Raw genomic sequence first — 16692 nt, 5'->3', positions numbered from 1 at the left:
GGGCGCGTCGCGCGCCCACCGGACCTTGTAGGAGCGACGTAAGTCGCGAACGCGCAGGGCGGGCCGATTACGGCGAGCGCGGGAAGATCAGCGGCCAGGCTCCCCACCGCCCACGGTTCAATCCCCGGTCTTCGGAACCTTCACCACCACGTTGGCCACTCCGTGCGGCACGTGGCCCGCGGCTACCAGCCCGCGCGCGGAAGCGATGTTGTGCTCCGAGTCGTCGAAGAAGATGTCCGCACCGAACGCCTCCAGGAACGGCCCCTTCGGGCGGCCGCCGAGGAACAGCGCCTCGTCCAGTCGGATGCCCCACTCGCGCAGGGTGCGGATCACCCGTTCGTGCGCCGGTACCGAGCGCGCGGTCACCAGCGCGGTGCGGATCGGCGAAGCCTCGCCGATCGGGAACGCCGCCTGCAGCCGGTGCAGCGCATCGAGAAACCCGCGGAACGGCCCGCCCGACAGCGGTTCGCCGGCGTGGCTGCGTTCGTGCTCGGCGAATGCCTCCAGCCCGCCCTCGCGCGACACCCGCTCGCCTTCGTCGTCGAAGATCACGGCATCGCCGTCGAACGCGATTCGCAGCTGGTCGTGGCGCTGCTGCGGCGCCTTGGCCGGCAGCAGCGTCGCGGCGGCGACGCCGGCGGCGAGCGCGCTGCGCACGTCCTCGGCGTGGGTCGACAGGAACAGGTCGGCGCCGAAGGGACGGATGTACGGGAACGGCGGCGCGCCGTTGCTGAAGGCGGCGCGGCGGATCGACAGGCCGTGGTGGGCGATCGAGTTGAAGATGCGCAGGCCGGTGTCGGCGGAGTTGCGCGAAATCAGGATCACCTCGACCCGCGGCGCTTCCGGCGGCGACCCGTCGTTGAGGCCGAGCAGCTTGCGCACCAGCGGGAAGGCGACGCCGGGTTCGAGCAGGTCGTCCTCGTGGCTGCGCTGGAAGGCGGCGTAGGCGTCAAGGCCTTCGCGCTCGAACAGGGCGTGGCTGTCCTCGAGGTCGAACAGGGTGCGCGAGGAGATCGCGACGATCAGCGGGTCGGCGTTGGCGTCGGGCATGGAGGCATTCTGCCGGATCGGGGTCGCGGGGGATGAGACGCCGGCGCCCGAACTCCCCCGCACCCCTCACCCGCTGGTGAACTGCTCCGCCAGGATCCGGTCCTCGAGGTTGTGCTCGGGATCGAACAGCAGCGTCACGGTGCGGTCGTGCGACTCGCGGATGGTGACCTCGACCACGTCGCGGACCTCATGCGAGTCGGCAGTGGCGCTGACCGGCCGCTTGTAGGGGTCGAGCACCCGGAAGCGCACCTCCGTAGTGGCCTTGAGCACGGCGCCGCGCCAGCGCCGCGGGCGGAAGGCGGCGATCGGCGTCAGCGCCATCACGTTGGCGCCCAGCGGCAGGATCGGGCCGTGCGCGGAGAAGTTGTAGGCGGTGCTGCCGGCCGGGGTCGCCACCAGCACGCCGTCGCAGATCAGCTCGTCCAGCCGGGTCTGGCCGTTGAGCTCGATCGATACGTGCGCGGCCTGTCGCGTCTGCCGCAGCAGCGACACCTCGTTGTAGGCGAGCGAGCCGACGCTGGCGCCGGACTCGGTCTCGGCCAGCATCTCCAGCGGTCGCAGGACCGCCGGTTCGGCGGCATGGATGCGCTCCAGCAGGCCCTCGATCTCGAGGTGGTTCATCAGGAAGCCGACGGTGCCGAGCTTCATGCCGTACACCGGTTTGCCGAGGCCACCGTGGCGGTGCAGCGTCTGCAGCATGAAACCGTCGCCACCGAGGGCGACCAGCACGTCGGCGTCCTCGGGCGGCACGTCGCCGTGGCGGTGCACCAGCGTCGCACACGCAGCCCGCGCGTCGGCGGCCGTGCTGGCGAGGAAGGCGATGCGGGGCGTCGCAGTCATTGGCGGCTCCGGGGTCGGTCGACGCAGGATAACGCGACCGTGCGACGCCGCAGCACCACATGCCCGGCGGCGTGTGACAACACGCCGCACAAAAGGAAACGGCGGCGAATCATCGCCGCCGTTCCGGTTGCAACGGGGAGCGTCAGGCGCCCGCGGCGGCCACCTGTGCCAGTCGCCGCACCACCACCGACACGGTCGGGTAGTCGAGCGTCTTCTGGCTCTGCAGTTCGGCAAGCATGGCCTGGGTGAACCGCAGGGTGGCGTCGTCGCGCTGCAGCCAGGCCTCGATCTTCGCGTCGGCGCTCTTCTTGCCGCCGCTGGCGAGGACCTGCCCGGCCAGTGCCCGGTGCTGGGCGGCCAGTTCGTCACGCAGTGCACCGCGCGCGAGGGCCTGCCAGCGGCCGTCCACCGGCAGCTCTTCGATCTGCTCGTACAGCCACGGCAGCTGCAGCGCCGCGCCAAGCCCGAAGTACGCGCGGGCCACGTCGACCGGCGGCAGCTTGCGGGCGTGGGCGATCTCGACGATGTCGCAGCCGAACTCCAGCAGTGGCAACGCCGCGAGCTGCTCGGCCAGGCCGGCCGGAACGCCCTTGGCCTTCCAGTCCTCCAGGCTCGCCACGAACACCTCGCGGCGAACGTCCGACATGGTGCTCGGCAACGACTGGCGCACCGCCTCGAGGCCGTCGCCGTAGCGCGCCATCGCCGCGGTGATTTCCGGCATCGCGCCCGGACGCGACAGCAGCCAGCGCGACATCGAGCGCATCAGCTGCCAGATCGTCTGCAACGCATCGATCTGCACCGACTCGGCGACCTTGCCGTCGAGCGCGTCGATCTGCGCCCACAGCGCCCGCGCGTCGATCGCCTCGCGCGCGATCGTGTAGGCCTCGGCGACCTCGCCGGCGCTGCGACCGGTGTCCTCCTGCATGCGCAGGGTGAACGTCGCGCCCATCCGGTTGACCATCGAGTTGGTCACCGCGGTGGCGATGATCTCGCGCTTCAGGCGGTGGTTCTCCATCGCCTTGGCGTACTTGGCCTGCAGCGGCTCGGGGAAGTAGCGCACCAGTTCCTTCGACAGGTACGGGTCTTCCGGCACGTCCGAATCGACCAGCTGCTGGAACAGCACCAGCTTGCTGTACGACAGCAGTACCGCCAGCTCCGGCCGGGTCAGGCCCTGGCCGCGCGCCTTGCGCTCGGCGATCTCGGCGTCCGACGGCAGGTACTCGATCTGCCGGTCCAGCAGCCCCTGCGACTCCAGTGTGCGGATGAAATGCTGCTTGGAGCCGAGCCGCGGCACCGACATCCGCTCCATCAGGCTGATGGCCTGGTTCTGGCGGTAGTTGTCGATCAGCACCAGCTGCTCGACCTCGTCGGTCATCGCCGCCAGCAGCTTGTTGCGCTCGGCCAGCTTGAGCTTGCCCGCCTGCACCTGCAGGTTGAGCAGGATCTTGATGTTGACCTCGTGGTCGGAGGTGTCCACGCCGGCCGAGTTGTCGATGAAGTCGGCATTGAGCAGCACGCCGTTGTGCGCGGCCTCGATGCGGCCCAGCTGGGTGAAGCCCAGGTTGCCGCCTTCGCCCACCACCTTGCAGCGCAGGTCACGGCCATCGACGCGCAGGGCGTTGTTGGCACGGTCGCCGACCTCGGCGTGGGTCTCGGTGCTGCCCTTGACGTAGGTACCGATGCCGCCGTTCCACACCAGGTCGACCGGCGACTTGAGGATCGCGCTCATCAGTTCTGCCGGACTCAGCGCCGACACCGAGGCGTCGATGCCGAGCACCTCGCGCACCTGCGGGGAGAGCTTGATCGACTTGGCGCTGCGCGGGAACACGCCGCCACCCTCGCTGATCAGCGAGGCGTCGTAGTCCTCCCAGCTGGAGCGCGGCAGCTTGAACAGGCGCTGGCGCTCCTTGAACGAGCGCGCCGCGTCCGGGTTCGGGTCGAGGAAGATGTGGCGGTGGTCGAATGCCGCGACCAGGCGGATGTGCTTGCTCAGCAGCATGCCGTTGCCAAACACGTCGCCCGACATGTCGCCGATGCCGACCGCGGTGAAGTCCTGCTTCTGGGTGTCGTGGCCGAGCGCACGGAAGTGGCGCTTGACCGACTCCCACGCGCCCTTGGCGGTGATGCCCATGCCCTTGTGGTCGTAGCCGACCGAGCCGCCGGACGCGAACGCGTCGTCGAGCCAGTAGCCGTGCTCGCGCGCGATCGCGTTGGCGATGTCGGAGAACTTGGCCGTGCCCTTGTCCGCCGCGACCACCAGGTACGGGTCGTCCGCGTCGTGGCGCACCACGTTGGCCGGATGCACGACCTTGCCATCGACCAGGTTGTCGGTGATGTCGAGCAGGCCGTTGATGAACATCTGGTAGCACGCCACGCCCTCGGCGTGCACCGCGTCGCGGTCACCGTTGGCCGGCGGTTTCTTGCTGATGAAGCCACCCTTCGAGCCGACCGGCACGATCACGGTGTTCTTCACCATCTGCGCCTTCACAAGACCCAGCACCTCGGTGCGGAAGTCCTCGCGGCGGTCCGACCAGCGCAGGCCGCCACGGGCGACCGGGCCGAAGCGCAGGTGGATGCCCTCCACGCGCGGGCCGTACACGTAGATCTCGCGGTACGGGCGGGGCTTGGGCAGGTCGGGCACTTCGGCCGAGTCGAACTTGTAGCTGACGTAGCCCTTGTGCGCGCCGCCGGCGCCCCGCTGGTAGTAGCTGGTGCGCAGGGTCGCCTCGATCACGCCGATGAAGCTGCGCAGGATGCGGTCCTCGTCGAGGCTGGACACGCGGTCGAGCAGGCCCATCAGGGTGTTGCGGGTGGCGGCGATCTGCACCTCGCGCTTGCCGGTGCGCGAGGCGATCACGGGCTCCAGCGCCGCCAGCAGGGCTTCATCGCCCGCGGCCAGGCGCTCGAACTGGCGGCGCAGGCGGTCCATCCCCCCCTTGACCTCGGCCTTGCCTTCCTTGCCGGTGGTCGGGTCGAAGCGGGCCTCGAACAGCTCGACCATCAGGCGCGCGAGCACCGGGTAGCGGTTGAAGGTTTCCTCGACGTAGCTCTGCGAGAACGGCACGCCGACCTGCTGCAGGTACTTGCTGTACGCCCGCAGCATCGCGACCTGGCGCCACGACAGGCCGGCGCCGAGGATCAGGCGGTTGAAGCCGTCGTTCTCGGCGTCGCCGTGCCAGATCCGGGCGAAGGCCTCCTCGAAGTTCTCGTCGACGTCGGCGACGTCGGCATCGGGGTTGCTGGTCTCGACCTCGAAGTCCTGGACGTACATCAGGCTGCTGTGCGCGTAGAGCCGGTACGGGTGCTCGGAGACCACGCGCAGGCCCATGTTCTCCATCATCGGCAGTGCGTCGGACAGGGCGATGTCCTCGTTCTGGCGGTAGAACTTGAAGCGCAGGCCGCCGGCGCCCGGGCGCACGCGCGACAGGCTCAGGCGCAGGTCCTCGGGGCCGGTCAACGCGGCCAGGTGCTCGACGTCGTCGGCGGCGATCGCGACGGTGACGTCCTCGATGTAGCCGGCCGGCAGCGCGCGACCGTAGCCGTTGGCCAGCGCCAGGCCCTTCTGCTCGCCATGGCGCTCGACCAGCAGGTCGCGCAGGTCGTCGCGCCAGTTGCGCACGATCTCGGCCAGCTCGGCCTCGATCGCGGCGTTGTCGACCTGGATCGCCTCGCCGGACTTCGGCCGCACCAGCAGGTGAAGCTGCGCCAGCGGCGACTCGCCCAGCACCACGGTGGTGTCGACATGCTCGCCATGCAGCACGCGCTTGAGCATCGCCTCGATGCGCAGGCGCACGTCGGTGTTGAAGCGGTCGCGCGGGATGTAGACCAGGCCGGAGAAGAAGCGGCCGTAACGGTCGCGGCGCAGGAACAGCTTGCTGCGCACGCGCTCCTGCAGGCCGAGGATGCCGGTGCTGGTCTTCAGCAGCTCCTCGCCGGTGGACTGGAACAGCTCGTCGCGCGGCAGGGTTTCCAGGATGTGGCGCAGCGCCTTGCCGCTGTGGCTGTCGGCGGGCAGGCCGGACTTCTCCATCACGTAGTTGTGGCGCTCGCGCACCAGCGGGATGTCCCACGGGCGGCGGCTGTACGCGCTGGAGGTGTACAGGCCGAGGAAGCGCTCCTCGCGCACCGGCTTGCCGTTGCCGTCGAAGCTCAGCACGCCGATGTAGTCCATGTAGCCCGGGCGGTGGACGGTGGCGCGGGCGTTGGTCTTGGTCAGGATCAGCGCGTCGACCGCGCCGGACTGCGGCATGTAGTGGGCGGCCAGCGAGGCCAGCGGGCGCGGCTTGCGGGTGTCCTGTCCGCGCAGCAGGCCCAGCCCGGAGCCCTTCACCGCGGACAGCACGTCCTCGCCGCCCTTGCTGACCACCTCGTACTCGCGGTAGCCGAGGAAGGTGAAGTGGTTGTCGGCGGCCCAGCGCAGGAACTCCTGCGCCTCCTTGCGGCCTTCGGCGCTCACCGGCAGCTTGCGGTCGCCGATGTCGTCGGCGACCTCGAGCATCCGGCCGCGCATCTCGTCCCAGTCGCGCACGATCGCGCGCACGTCGGCCAGCACGGCCTCCACCGCCTGCTGTACCTGCTTCATGCCGTCGGCGTCGAGGCGATCGACCTCCAGGTGCATCAGCGACTCGGGCTGGCCCTCGCCGACCCCGACCAGCTTGCCGGCCTTGTCACGCCGGATCGACACCACCGGGTGGCCAAGCACGTGCACGCCGACGTTCTGCTCGGTCAGCGCCATCGTCACCGAGTCGACCAGGAACGGCATGTCGTCATTGACGATCTGCAGCACGGTGTGCGGCGACTCCCAGCCGTGGGTGGCGCGGGTCGGGTTGAACAGGCGGATCTGCGCGGTGCCCGGCTTGCGGCTGCGGGCGAAATCGAGGAAATCGCTGGCCAGCGCGGCCCAACCCTCCGGCGTGTGCTTGGGCAGCTCGTCCTCGCCCATGCGCTTGTAGAAGGCATTGGAGAACGCTTCGCCCTCGGCGTGGCGCGCCTTGGGCAGGCGCTTGCGGATCACCTCGATGATCGGCTTCAGCGACACGCCCTCCTGCTTGCCCGGCGCGGTGGCCGGCGCGGCGCCCTTGCGCGCTGCAGGTCCGGCGCTCTTCTTCGCGGCCGGTTTTGCGGGAGGTTTGGCGGAGGATTTGCTGGCGGAGGTCTTGGATTTGGTGCTCATGCGAACGGATCGTCCAGATAAAGAGAGGCCCGCGCTTTCGCGCAGGCCACGGGGTTCAGTGGAGAGGGAGGGACACGTCGGCGGCGTCGGGGCACCCGGCATGGGCACCCGCGCCGCGGGCGGCGATCGGGATATCGCGGCGATCGCAGCCGCGCTGCACATGGCAGGCGGCGGCGAGGCGGCGGGCGGTTACGAGCATGATCAGCGCAGCCCGGTCTCGTTGCGGGCAATGACCAGCCGCTGGATCTCGCTGGTGCCCTCGTAGATCTCGGTGATCTTGGCGTCGCGGAAGTAGCGCTCGATCGGCATCTCCTTCGAGTACCCCATGCCGCCGTGGATCTGCAGCGCCTGGTGGGTGATCCACATCGCCGCCTCGGACGCGGTGAGCTTGGCGATCGCCGCCTCGTTGCTGAAGCGCGCGCCGCCCTTGTCGAACTCGCCCTTCTGCCACGCCGCGCGCAGCGTCAGCAGCAGCGCTGCGTCGAGCTTGCACTTCATGTCGGCGATCTTGGCCTGGGTCATCTGGAAGGTGCCGATCGGCGCGCCGAAGGCCTTGCGCTCCTTGACGTACTCGATGGTGGCCTCGTAGGCCGCGCGGGCGATGCCGATGGCCTGGCTGGCGATGCCGATGCGGCCGGCGTCCAGCACGCTCATGGCGATCTTGAAGCCCTCGCCCTCCGCGCCCAGCACCTCGTCGGGCTGGACCACGTAGTCGTCGAACTCGATCTCGCAGGTGGCCGAGGCGCGGATGCCGAGCTTGGGCTCGGTCTTGCCGCGGCCGAAGCCCTCGCGGTCGCCGTCGATCAGGAAGGCGGTGATGCCGCGCGCGCCCTTGTCGGCGTCGGTCATCGCGAACAGCACGAAGTACTTCGCCACCGGGCCGGAAGTGATCCAGCTCTTCTTGCCGTTGATGCGGTAGCTGCCGTCGTCCTGCCGGACCGCCTTGCAGCGCATCGCGGTGGCATCGGAGCCGGACTGCGGCTCGGTCAGCGCGAAGGCGCCGATTTCCTTGCCTTCGGCAATCGCGCGCACGTACTTCTGCTTCTGCGCCTCGGTGCCGTACTTGAGGATGCCGTTGCAGAACAGCGAGTTGTTGACCGACACGATGGTCGAGTGGGCGGCGTCGGCCGCGGCGATCTCGACCATCGCCAGCACGTAGGAGATCGGGTCCATGCCCGCGCCGCCGTACTCGGTCGGCACCTCGATGCCCATCAGGCCGTTCTCGCCGAGGGTGCGGATGTTCTCCAGCGGGAACTCACCGGTCCGGTCGTGGTGCTCGGCGCTCGGCGCGATCTTGTCCTGCGCGATGCGGCGCGCCACGTCCTGAATCATCAACTGCTCTTCGGTGAAGCGAAAATCCACGTCGGCACCTCGGTTGTCGCGAAAAGGGTCTGCACGCGCTCCATGCAGCCGGGCAATTGTATCCCTGCCCAACCGTTTACCGAACCCGCCCCGCTTGACCATGCGTGGCCACGCGACCAGACTTATCGCTGTATCGCGATAGGTGCATGAAAGCACCCGGAGGCATCCAATGGATCTCGAGGGCTGGTCGTCCCGCCTGAAGGTGTTCGCCGACGCCACCCGCGTCAGGCTGCTGGCCCTGCTGGAACGTGAGGAGCTCACCGTCGCCGAACTCTCGGCGATCACGCGCCTGGCCCAGCCGCGGGTCTCCACCCATCTGGCGCGGCTGAAGGACGCCGGCCTCGTGCGCGACCGCCGATCCGGCGTGTCGGCCTACTACCGCTTCGACGAGGCAGCGCTCGACGGCGCCCAGCATTCCCTGTGGAAGACCCTGCGCGAGGGCAGCGACGACCCGCTGCTGCGGCAGGATGCCGAGCGCGTCCCGGCCGTGCTGGCCACCCGTGCGGCCGACCAGAACTGGGCCGACTCGGTTGCCGGCGACATGGAGCGCCATTACTCGCCCGGCCGCACCTGGGAGGCGATGGCGCGTTCGGCGCTGCCGCTGCTGGAACCCGGCGACGTGCTCGACGTGGCCTCCGGCGACGGCGTGCTGGCCGAGTTGCTGGCGCCGCACTCGCACCGCTACGTCTGCCTGGATTCCAGCACCAAAGTCGTGCTCGCGGCGTCGGAGCGGCTGCGCAAGCTGAAGAACGTCGAAGTGCGCGAGGGCGACATGCACGCGCTGCCGTTCGACGACGGCCATTTCGACCTGGTGGTGCTGATGCACGCGCTGACCTACGCCGACCAGCCCGCCCAGGCCGTGGCCGAGGCCGGGCGCGTGCTGCGGCCTGGCGGCCGCCTGCTGCTGACCAGCCTCGCCCGCCACGAGCACCGCTCCGCGGTCGAGTCCTACGGCCACGTCAATCTCGGCTTCAGCGAAAAGGAGCTGCGCAGGTTCGCGACCCGCGGCGGCTTCGAGATCACCAGTTGCGAGACCGTCACCCGCGAGCGCCGCCCGCCGCATTTCGAGGTGATCGCCCTGATCGCCCGCAAGGCCGCCGGGAAGGCCCGTCCATGAGCACCGTCGACACCCTGCCCTGGCTCAACCCGTCACGCGCCGCCGCGCTGCAGCAGGCGCTGGCCGAGCGCATCCTCGTGATCGACGGGGCGATGGGGACGATGATCCAGCAGCACGGGCTGGAAGAAGCCGACTACCGCGGCACCCGTTTCGCCGAGGGCTTCGACCGCGACAATGTGCCCGACGGCCACGCGCACGGCCCCGGCTGCGGCTGCGCGCACGACCAGCGCGGCAACAACGACCTGCTGAGCCTGACCCGCCCCGACATCATCCGCGCGATCCACGCCGGCTACCTCGCCGCCGGCGCCGACCTGGTCGAGACCAACACCTTCAACTCCACCACCATCTCGCTGGCCGACTACGGCCTGCAGCACCTTGCCCGCGAGTTGAACGAAACCGGCGCCCGGCTGGCGCGCGAGGTCTGCGACGCCGCCGAGGCGGGCACGCCCGGCAAGCCGCGCTTTGTGATCGGCGTGATCGGCCCGACCAGCCGCACCGCCTCGCTGAGTCCCGACGTCAACCGGCCCGGCTTCCGCGCTATCTCCTTCGACGGCCTGCGCGACGCCTACCGCGAGGCCGCCGAGGGCCTGATCGACGGCGGCGCCGACGTGTTGATGGTCGAGACCGTGTTCGACACGCTCAACGCCAAGGCCGCGCTGTTCGCGATCGCCGAGGCGTTCGAGGCACGCGGCGCGCGGCTGCCGGTGATGGTGTCGGGCACGATCACCGACGCCTCCGGCCGCACCCTGTCGGGCCAGACCGCCGAAGCGTTCTGGTACTCGCTGCGCCACGCCGAGCCGCTCGCGATCGGCCTGAACTGCGCTCTCGGCGCGAGGGACCTGCGGGCGCACGTGGACGTGCTGTCGCGGGTCGCCGATACCCACGTCAGCACCCACCCGAACGCCGGGCTGCCGAACGCCTTCGGCGGCTACGACGAGACCCCGGAGGACATGGCGAAGGTGCTGCGCGAGTTCGCCGAGGCCGGCCTGCTGAACCTCGTCGGCGGCTGCTGCGGCACCACGCCGGCGCACATCGCCGCGATTGCCGACGCCGTCGCCGGCCTGCCGCCGCGGGTCCCGCCGCAACTGGAGGACGCCGCATGAGCGCCCCGCTCGCCCGCCAGACCCGCCTCAGCGGCCTGGAACCGCTGCAGATCACTCCCGAGTCCAACTTCATCAACGTCGGCGAGCGCACCAACGTCACCGGCAGCGCGCAGTTCCGCAAGCTGATCAAGGAGGGGCGCTTCGACGAGGCGGTCGCGGTCGCGCGGCAGCAGGTCGAGAACGGCGCGCAGGTGCTCGACGTCAACATGGACGAGGGCCTGCTCGACTCCGAGAAGGCGATGGTCGACTACCTCAACCTGATCGCCGCGGAGCCCGACATCGCGCGGGTGCCGGTGATGGTCGACAGCTCGAAGTGGAGCGTGATCGAGGCCGGGCTGAAGTGCCTGCAGGGCAAGGGCATCGTCAACTCGATCTCGATGAAGGAAGGCGAGGAGGAGTTCCTGCGCCAGGCCCGGCTGGTGCGCCGCTATGGCGCCGCGGTGGTGGTGATGGCCTTCGACGAGGAAGGCCAGGCCGACACCGCCGCGCGCAAGGTCGAGATCTGCTCGCGCGCGTTCGAGCTGCTGACCCGGCGGGTCGGCTTCCCGCCCGAGGACATCATCTTCGACCCCAACGTGTTCGCGATCGCCACCGGCATCGACGAGCACAACGATTACGGCGTCGCCTTCATCGAGGCCACGCGCGAGCTGCGCCGGCGCTTCCCGCTGAGTCACGTGTCGGGCGGCGTCTCCAACGTCAGCTTCTCGTTCCGCGGCAACGAGACCGTGCGGCAGGCGATCCACACCGTGTTCCTGTACCACGCAATCCGCGCCGGCATGGACATGGGCATCGTCAATGCCGGCGCACTGCCGCTGTACGACGACCTCGACGCCGGGCTGCGCACCGCGGTCGAGGACGTGGTGCTCAACCGCAACCCCGAGGCCACCGAGACCCTTCTGACGCTGGCCGAGCGCTACCGCGGCAAACAGGGCGAGAAGAAGGTCGAGGACCTGGCCTGGCGCCAGCAGCCGGTGCGTGCGCGCATCACCCACTCGCTGGTGCACGGCATCGACCAGTTCGTGATCGAGGACACCGAGGAGGCGCGCCTCGAAGCGGCTCGTCCGCTCGACGTGATCGAGGGCCCGCTGATGGACGGCATGAACGTCGTCGGCGACCTGTTCGGCGCCGGCAAGATGTTCCTGCCGCAGGTGGTCAAGTCGGCCCGCGTCATGAAGAAGGCGGTCGCCCACCTGCTGCCCTTCATCGAGGCCGAGAAACTGCGCACCGGCGACACCGGCAAGAGCAACGGCAAGATCGTCATGGCCACGGTCAAGGGCGACGTGCACGACATCGGCAAGAACATCGTCGGCGTGGTGCTGGCGTGCAACAACTTCGAGGTGGTCGACCTCGGGGTGATGGTGCCGGCGCAGAAGATCCTTGATGTCGCCAGGACGGAGAACGCCGACCTGATCGGCCTATCCGGCCTGATCACGCCGTCACTGGAGGAGATGAGCCACGTCGCCCGCGAGATGCAGCGGCAGGGCTTCACCACCCCGCTGCTGATCGGCGGCGCGACCACCTCGCGCGCGCACACCGCGCTGAAGATCGACCCGCACTACAAATCCGCCACGGTCTGGGTGAAGGACGCCTCGCGCGCGGTCGGCGTGGCGCAGTCGCTGATCAGCGTCGAGCTGCGCGAGGCGTTCGTCGCCGCCAACGCGTCGGACTACGCCGAGATCCGCGAGCGCCACCGCAACCGCGACGGCGGCAAGCGGCTGGTGTCGCTGGAACACGCCCGCGGCCAGCGTTTCGATGGCGGCTGGGACGCCTACGAGCCGCCGACTCCGCTGCAGCCCGGGCTGCACGTGTTCGACGACTACCCGCTGTCCGAGCTGATCGACCTGATCGACTGGACCCCGTTCTTCCAGGCCTGGGAACTGCACGGCCGCTACCCGGCGATCCTCACCGACGAAGTCGTCGGCACCCAGGCCAGCGAGCTGTACCGCGACGCACGGACGATGCTGGAGCGCATCGTCGCCGGGAAGTGGCTGACCGCGCGCGCAGTGTTCGGGCTGTGGCCGGCCAACAGCCACGGCGACGACGTGGTCGCACAGGTCGATGGGGAGGCGGTCACCCTGCACTTCCTGCGCCAGCAGGCCGACAAGCCGCCGGAGCGCCCCGACTTCTGCCTGGCCGACTTCATCGCGCCCCACGACAGCGGGCGGAAGGACTGGATCGGCGCGTTCGCGGTCACCGCCGGCATCGGCATCGAGGAGCACGTGCGCCGGTTCGAGGCCGACCACGACGACTACAACGCGATCCTGCTCAAGGCCTTGGCCGACCGCCTCGCCGAGACCATGGCCGAGCGGGTGCACCAGCGCGTGCGCACGGAGTTCTGGGGTTACGCCGCCGACGAATCACTCGACACCGAGGCGCTGATCGACGAGAAGTACCGCGGCATCCGGCCGGCCCCCGGCTACCCGGCCTGCCCCGAGCACAGCGAGAAGTCGACGATCTTCCGGCTGCTGGACGCCGAAGCGAAAGCCGGCATTCGCCTGACCGACCACTTCGCGATGACGCCGGCGGCGGCGGTGTCGGGCTACTACTTCAGCCACCCGCGCAGCCAGTACTTCGTGGTCGGCCGCGTTTCGAAGGAACAGGCAGCCGACTACGCCCGGCGCAAGGGCGTGCCGCTGGCGCAGGCCGAACGGTGGCTGGCGTCCAACCTCGACTACGACCCCGAATAGCGGGGCCGCTTCGACGGCCACCCGCGCCGGGTTCGCCTACCAGACCAGGTCGTCCGGGACCTGGTACTTCGGGTCGGCGTAGGGGTCGTCCACGGCCGGCGCGTCGGGGTCGACCTTCAGTGCCACCGCCGGCGCGAACACCTGCTCGGCCTGCGCCAGCAGTTCCGCGGTCACCAGCAGGTAGCGGCCATCCATCTGCAGCACGCCGAGCTCGCCGGCATTGAGCGCCCGGAGCTGGTCGGCGGTGACGTAGATGCGCTTGATCTTGCCGCCGTACGGGAAGTGCCGGGCGATGTCGGCGTCTGCGGCGTTGAGCGCCTTGTCCTTCACCAGTCCGGCCAGCCGCGCGCGGGCCTCGCGGCGCTGGCGCGCCTCCTCCTGCTTGGCTTTCTCGGCGGCGATGCGCTCGTCCTTCTCGCGCTGGGCGCGGATCGCGTAGGCCTTGGCGAGGTCGATGTCCTCGCGCGAGCGCGGCGCGCCCGGACCACGCTTCTGGCCACCGGGCGGACGGTTCCCGCCCGGTTTGCCGGCGTGCCGGGCGGCTGGCCCGCCCTTGCCGCCGTCGCGTTTGCCGTCGCCGCCGCCCTTGCCGCCGTCGCGGCGCGGGTGCGGCTTGCCGTCGGCACGCCGGTCCGACTGTTTCTTCGGGGCTTCGGGGCTCGGCTTGAAGCCCAGGCCGAGCAACTGGTTGCGCAGGGAATCGGTCATGTCGTGCGGCCGGGCCGGTCGCGGCCCTGGCGCCTTCAGTAATGGGGGGGTGGCGGTTCGAGCGCCGGATCGGCGGTGTGCGGGCCCGCGGCCAGCGAGGTGCGCATCTGCCGCAACTCGTCCAGCGCGCGCCGCAGCAGCAGTGTATTGCGGGCTTCCTCGTCGCGGGCGGCCGCCAGCGCATCGCTCAACTCACCGAGCGCGTGCTCCTGGAAGGCGACCCGCGTTTCCAGGTCGACCAGCCGCTATTCCATGTCGGTACTCATCGCCACCACCCCCGGGCCATTTACTGCGCCGGGCGCTCGACGATGTCCTGCAGCTCGACCTCGAACACCAGCACTTCGTTCGGGCCGATCGGGCCGCCCGGGGTACCCTGCTCGCCGTAGCCCAGCTCGCTCGGGATCCAGAACCGGTACTTGCTGCCCACCGGCATCAGCGCAATGCCTTCCTGCCAGCCCGGCACCACCTGCGGCAGCGCGAACACGGCCGGCTCGTTGCGCTCGTAGGAGCTGTCGAAGGTCTCGCCGTTCAGCAGCGTGCCCTTGTAGTGCACGCGGACCACGTCCTCGGCGGTCGGCTTGGGGCCGTCACCCTTGGTGATGACCTGGTACTGCAGGCCCGACTCGGTGGTCTCGACGCCCGGCTTGGCCTTGTTGGCGGCCAGGAACTCGGCGCCGGCTTCCTTGTTCTTCTTGGCCGCGGCCATCATCTCGGCGATGCGCTCGGCCTGGATGCGCTGGGCGAACGCCTCGCGCACGGTCGTGACCTGCTCCTCGGTCATCTTCGAGTCCTCGCCGGCGAGGCCCGACTGCAGTGCGTCGACCAGCACCTTCACGTCCAGCTCGTCCTTGACCTCCTCGAGCGAGCGGGCGACGTCGCGGCCGATCATGTAGCTGACCTGCTCCTTCTCGGTCGGCAGGCCGTCGATCTTGACCGCGCCTTCGGCCGCGGCCTCGGACGACCCGGCGGTTTCGGCCGCGGCGGGCTTGTCGGCGTCGGTCTGGTTGCAGGCCGACAGGGCGAGGGACGCGGAGATGGCCAGCACGACGCCGGCGCGGGGGAACTGGATCATTCGGGGGAACTCCTTGGGGTTGTGGCGGGGCACCGTCGCGGTGCCGACCCGTCACTGTGCGGACACGATGATGAACGGTGCGTGGTTGCAGCCGTGTTCCGATTGCTTGCGTCGGACCTGCGGCGCCCTACTCGACGATCGCCTGCAGCTCGACATCGAACACGAGCGTGGCGTTGGGGCCGATCTTGCCGTCGCCGCCGCCCTTCGCGCCGTAGGCCAGGTCGCCCGGGATCCAGAAGCGGTACTTGGCACCGACCGGCATCATCGCCACGCCCTCCGTCCAGCCGGCGATCACCTGGCCGAGGCCGAACTCGGCGGCCTGCCCGCGTGCGTAGGAGCTGTCGAACACGGTGCCGTCCAGCAGCCGGCCCTCGTAGTTGACGCGCACGGTGTCGGTGATCGACGGGCGCGGACCGGAGCCCTGGCGCAGCACCGAGTACTGCAGGCCCGACGGCGTCGTGAACACGCCCTTGTTCTGGCGGTTGGCGGCGAGGAACTTCTCGCCGGCGGCACGGTTGTTCTCGCCCTCGGCGCGCGCGCGCTCGGCCATCGTGGCGCGCATGCGCTGGGCGAACGCCTGGCGGGTCGTGTCGAGCTGGGCCGCGTCCATCGCCAGCTTGCCGCCGGCAAAGGTGGCCTTGACCGCCTGCAGCAGCACCGGCAGCTCCAGCTCGTCCTTGATCGGCACCAGCGAACGGCCGACGTCGGCACCGACGAGGTGGCCGACCCTGGTGCGGTCGACGTCCGGCACCTTGGCATCGGCCGGGGCACGGCCGGCGCGCGAGGCGATGCGCATCATCAGCGCCTGGCCGACCGCCGGCACTTCGGATTCGGCGATCAGCGGGTCGCCGCCCTGGAAGGCGTTGCGGATCGCCTGCTCGAAAGCGGCCATGTCGATATCCGGGCCGGCAGCCTCGATCGACCGCGCCACGTCGTGCCCGACCATGTAGCTGACCCGGGCGCGCTCGCTGCCCAGCGTTGCCGGTTCCTGCGCGGCTGCGGTCACGGGGGCGGCCACGCCGGCGACGAGGATTGCGGCGGTCAACATCACGGCCAGGCCGCGCGCGAAAACATTCATCCGGTACTGCTCCTGTCGGGCGCCCGCGGGGCGCAAGGGCGCCCATTGTCGCGAGCCTGCCCCGCCCCGGCAATGCGCCCGCCACGAAGGCCCCGACCGGCCGATGGCCGCGGCGGCACACCATGACTTCAGTTGGGTACTCCGGCGCTTGACCCCCGGCATGATGGTGTTATAGTCACCTACAACACCGGTCTACCAACGATCAGGAAGGTCGCCATGAACCGCAAGCTCCACAACACCATGTTCGCCCTGACGGCCAGCGGTGCATTGCTGGTGCTCGGCCTTGTTGCAGCGGTCCCGGCGCCCCCGGGCGCGGCCTCGCTGGCCGCCAGCCCCGCTGCCGCCGAACTGAACCCGGCGGCCGCCCTGGCCGGGGCCATCGAGGCCGCCGCCATCGAGACCCTGGATTCCGAATCCCCCACGCGCTCCACAGGGACGAAGCGCAGCCGCCGGCAGGCCCTCGTCATGCCGTACTTCTCATTTGTCCCGCGGGGTTGATCCC

At 69.9% G+C, this 16692-nt stretch carries 12 protein-coding genes; 4 read left to right on the top strand and 8 right to left on the bottom strand.

All coding sequences use genetic code 11. From position 1 onward, the window contains the following. Nucleotides 1-117: 117 nt before the first annotated feature. The 4 genes from N799_RS03920 to N799_RS03905 all read right to left on the bottom strand — a co-directional run bounded on the left by N799_RS03920 (nucleotide 118) and on the right by N799_RS03905 (nucleotide 8473). Complete coding sequence (locus N799_RS03920; protein ID WP_036208153.1) at nucleotides 118-1050, bottom strand: 5'-nucleotidase; 933 nt, start codon at nucleotides 1048-1050, stop codon at nucleotides 118-120. Nucleotides 1051-1116: 66 nt separating this feature from the next. Then, nucleotides 1117-1890, bottom strand: coding sequence for an NAD kinase (locus N799_RS03915; RefSeq protein WP_036208151.1), 774 nt, complete (start codon nucleotides 1888-1890; stop codon nucleotides 1117-1119). Nucleotides 1891-2032: 142 nt separating this feature from the next. After that, nucleotides 2033-7063: an NAD-glutamate dehydrogenase gene (locus N799_RS03910; RefSeq protein ID WP_052101186.1), complete on the bottom strand. Its 5031-nt coding sequence runs from the start codon at nucleotides 7061-7063 to the stop codon at nucleotides 2033-2035. A 201-nt stretch (nucleotides 7064-7264) separates the two neighbouring features. After that, entirely contained in the window at nucleotides 7265-8473 is a 1209-nt protein-coding gene (locus tag N799_RS03905; protein WP_425476949.1) for an acyl-CoA dehydrogenase family protein, read from the bottom strand. A 121-nt stretch (nucleotides 8474-8594) separates the two neighbouring features. Between N799_RS03905 and N799_RS03900 the strand changes: the two genes are divergently transcribed. The 3 genes from N799_RS03900 to metH are packed head-to-tail and all read left to right on the top strand — an operon-like array spanning nucleotide 8595 to nucleotide 13332. Continuing rightward, nucleotides 8595-9542 carry an ArsR/SmtB family transcription factor gene (locus N799_RS03900; RefSeq protein ID WP_036208146.1) on the top strand — a complete coding sequence of 316 codons (948 nt, stop codon included), beginning with the start codon at nucleotides 8595-8597 and terminating at the stop codon, nucleotides 9540-9542. Continuing rightward, entirely contained in the window at nucleotides 9539-10645 is a 1107-nt protein-coding gene (locus N799_RS03895; RefSeq protein ID WP_036208142.1) for a homocysteine S-methyltransferase family protein, read from the top strand. The genes N799_RS03900 and N799_RS03895 overlap by 4 nt, the downstream gene beginning before the upstream one ends. Then, the gene (gene metH / locus N799_RS03890) at nucleotides 10642-13332 is read left to right on the top strand and encodes a methionine synthase (RefSeq protein ID WP_036208140.1); all 2691 of its coding nucleotides are present in this window, start codon (nucleotides 10642-10644) and stop codon (nucleotides 13330-13332) included. The genes N799_RS03895 and metH overlap by 4 nt, the downstream gene beginning before the upstream one ends. A gap of 36 nt (nucleotides 13333-13368) precedes the next feature. Here the strand turns inward: metH and N799_RS03885 are convergent, their stop codons facing one another. From N799_RS03885 to N799_RS03870, 4 genes are all read right to left on the bottom strand, one after another. Further along, nucleotides 13369-14040 carry a DUF2058 domain-containing protein gene (locus N799_RS03885; RefSeq protein WP_036208137.1) on the bottom strand — a complete coding sequence of 224 codons (672 nt, stop codon included), beginning with the start codon at nucleotides 14038-14040 and terminating at the stop codon, nucleotides 13369-13371. A gap of 35 nt (nucleotides 14041-14075) precedes the next feature. Beyond that, on the bottom strand, nucleotides 14076-14273 hold the full coding sequence (locus N799_RS03880) for a SlyX family protein (protein WP_425476948.1): 198 nt from the start codon (nucleotides 14271-14273) through the stop codon (nucleotides 14076-14078). 53 nt (nucleotides 14274-14326) lie between these two features. Continuing rightward, the gene (locus N799_RS03875) at nucleotides 14327-15112 is read right to left on the bottom strand and encodes an FKBP-type peptidyl-prolyl cis-trans isomerase (protein WP_052101185.1); all 786 of its coding nucleotides are present in this window, start codon (nucleotides 15110-15112) and stop codon (nucleotides 14327-14329) included. 127 nt (nucleotides 15113-15239) lie between these two features. Beyond that, nucleotides 15240-16190, bottom strand: coding sequence for an FKBP-type peptidyl-prolyl cis-trans isomerase (locus N799_RS03870; RefSeq protein WP_036208133.1), 951 nt, complete (start codon nucleotides 16188-16190; stop codon nucleotides 15240-15242). 216 nt (nucleotides 16191-16406) lie between these two features. On the opposite strand from N799_RS03870, the gene N799_RS03865 reads away from it, so the two are divergent. Then, a complete protein-coding gene (locus tag N799_RS03865) occupies nucleotides 16407-16688 on the top strand; it encodes a hypothetical protein (RefSeq protein ID WP_036208131.1) in 282 nt (93 codons plus the stop codon). Nucleotides 16689-16692 lie beyond the last annotated feature (4 nt).

Origin of the sequence: Lysobacter arseniciresistens ZS79 (assembly GCF_000768335.1) — a bacterium.
Taxonomy (GTDB): domain Bacteria; phylum Pseudomonadota; class Gammaproteobacteria; order Xanthomonadales; family Xanthomonadaceae; genus Novilysobacter; species Novilysobacter arseniciresistens.
The sequence above is the reverse complement of the archived record's forward strand: the minus strand, read 5'-3'. Positions and strand labels throughout refer to the sequence as shown.